General features: G+C 63.8%; 2 protein-coding genes and 1 pseudogene. All 3 read right to left on the bottom strand.

The annotated features are described in order from the left end of the window. Nucleotides 1-644, bottom strand: a 644-nt coding sequence (locus tag AB2385_RS16895) for an ABC transporter ATP-binding protein (protein WP_367656177.1), incomplete at its 3' end; no start/stop codon positions are given. A gap of 54 nt (nt 645-698) precedes the next feature. After that, on the bottom strand, nt 699-1,796 hold the full coding sequence (gene spuE, locus AB2385_RS16890; RefSeq protein ID WP_003084301.1) for a spermidine-binding protein SpuE: 1,098 nt from the start codon (nt 1,794-1,796) through the stop codon (nt 699-701). Nucleotides 1,797-2,214: 418 nt separating this feature from the next. Next, nucleotides 2,215-2,399 (bottom strand): annotated as a pseudogene (locus AB2385_RS16885) (hypothetical protein); the annotation flags it as partial.

Here is a 2,399-nt window from a genome sequence, read left to right as displayed (position 1 = left end):
TCTTCCTGGTCGTGGGTCACCATCACGCAGGTCACGCCGACGCGCTCGATGATCTCCACCAGTTCCAGTTGCATCTGCGAGCGCAGCTTCTTGTCCAGCGCGCCCATCGGCTCGTCGAGCAGCAGCAGCTTCGGCCGCTTGGCCAGCGAACGAGCCAGGGCCACCCGCTGGCGCTGGCCGCCGGAGAGCTGGTGCGGCTTGCGCTTGGCGTACTGGGTCATGTGCACCAGCTTGAGCATCTCGGCCACGCGCTCGTCGATCTCGGCCTTGGGCAGGCCGTCCTGCTTGAGGCCGAAGGCGATGTTCTGCGCCACGCTCATGTGCGGGAACAGCGCATAGGACTGGAACATCATGTTGATCGGCCGCTCGTAGGGCGGCAGGTCGGTGATGTCCTGGCCATCGAGGAAGATCCGCCCCTCGGTGGGCCGCTCGAAACCGGCGAGCATGCGCAACAGGGTGGATTTACCCGAGCCGGAGCCGCCGAGCAGGGCGAAGATCTCGCCCTTGTTGATGGTCAGGGACACGGTGTCCACCGCCAGCGTCTCGTCGAACTGCTTGGTTACCCGGTCGATCTTTACCAGCACCTCTTTCGGCTGCTGGTTGCCCTCTAGGGCTTTCTTGTAGGCACCGGAGGCTATCGCCATTACCACAACTCCCAAGTCGTTGAGCCCGGTCACGCTACCGGGCGGAATTTGAACTTATTTGCCGGTCTTGATCCGGGTCCAGGTACGGGTCTGCAGGCGCAGCACCTTGGCCGGCAACACGGCGGAAACGTAGAGCTTGTCGAGCACGGCCTGCGGCGGATACACCTCCTCGCTGTCGCTGACGCTCTTGTCCATCAGCGGGCGGGCCCCCGGTATCGCGTTGGCGTAGCCGACGTAGTCGCTGACCTTGGCGATCACCTCCGGACGCAGCAGGTAGTCGATGAACGCGTAGGCGTTATCGGCGGCCTTGGCATCGGCGGGAATCGCCATCAGGTCGAACCACAGGTTGGCGCCTTCCTTGGGAATCACGTACTGGATGTCGATGCCCTTGCCGGCCTCTTCGGCGCGGGCAGCGGCCTGGAAGACGTCCCCGGAATAGCCGAAGGCGACGCAGATGTTGCCGTTGGCCAGGTCGGAGATGTACTTGGAGGAGTGGAAGTAGCTGACGTAGGGGCGAACCTTGGTCAGGACTTCCTCGGCCTTCTTGTAGTCCTTCGGGTCGTGGGTGTTGGGGTCCAGCCCCAGGTAGTTGAGGGCGGCGGGCAGCATCTCGTCGCCGCTGTCCATGAAGGCCACGCCGCACTTGGCGAGCTTCTTCATGTTCTCCGGCTCGAAGAGGATGGCCCAGGAGTCGATCGGCTGGTCGCCGAGGACTTCCTTGACCTTGGCCACGTTGTAACCGATGCCGTTGGTGCCCCACAGGTAGGGAACCGCGTACTGGTTGCCCGGGTCGCTGACCTCCAGCTGCTTGAGCAGCGCCGGATCGAGGTTCTTCCAGTTCGGCAGCTTGCTCTTGTCCAGCTTCTGGAAGGCACCGGCCTGGATCTGCTTGCCGAGGAAGTTGTTCGACGGCACCACGATGTCGTAGCCGGAGTGGCCGGAGACCAGCTTGCCCTCGAGGGTCTCGTTGGAGTCGAAGACGTCGTAGCTGACGTCGATCCCGCTCTCCTTGGTGAAGTCCTTGAGGGTGGTGGGAGCGATGTAATCGGTCCAGTTATAGATGTGCAGGCTCTTCTTCTCCGCCTGCACGGGGCCCGCGATCGCCGTAGCCAGAGCGGCTACCAGCAGTGTCTTGCCAATGGAATGTTGCATGTCCGACTCCTGTTCCGGGCCTTTTCACGGCAGCACCCTGCCTGTTCGACCCGTGTTCTTCAAGTGCCGATGTAAGCCCAGATCACTCGGGTTTCATGACAACCCGACGATTCCGCCGGGAAACATGAGTGAGCTGGGTTCCCTACCGGCGTGTTGGTTTCAGGTTTTCCGGGCCCTCGGCCCCGGTGCGAGCGACACGACCGGCCCCGGCGCGGCAGATTGGCGCAGCGCCCATGGCAGCGTCTTCGTCGTCGATACTGCGTCCGGTCGTCGGGCCCCCAGGAGGAAGCGTCTGGACGAACGGGCAAAAGAGTCGAACCTCTTCGCAGGGGAGCGTGGCCGGAGGAAGCCCGGCCGCGTTCCGGTTCTCTCGTGCCGGAGCGCCGGCGGCTTCAGGCGCCGCCGGGCTCCTCGCGGATCACTTGCCGGACTTGATCTTGGTCCAGCTGCGGGTCATCGCCCGCTGGGTCTTGGCCGGCAGGTCGGGGAAGGTATACAGCTTCTTCATGACCTCTTCGCTCGGGTAGATGCCCGGGTCGTTGCGGATCGCCTCGGACACCAGCGGGGTGGCCGCCGCGTTGCCGTTGGGGAACTGAACCACGT

This window comes from Symbiobacterium sp., from assembly GCF_040797425.1.
Taxonomy (GTDB): domain Bacteria; phylum Bacillota; class Sulfobacillia; order Symbiobacteriales; family Symbiobacteriaceae; genus Symbiobacterium.
This window is presented reverse-complemented; position numbering and strand designations above follow the sequence as displayed.

Bases quoted from the DNA above. Each gene is read 5' to 3' on its own strand.
- spuE (WP_003084301.1), bottom strand. From the start codon at position 1,796: ATGCAACATTCCATTGGCAAGACACTGCTGGTAGCCGCTCTGGCTACG.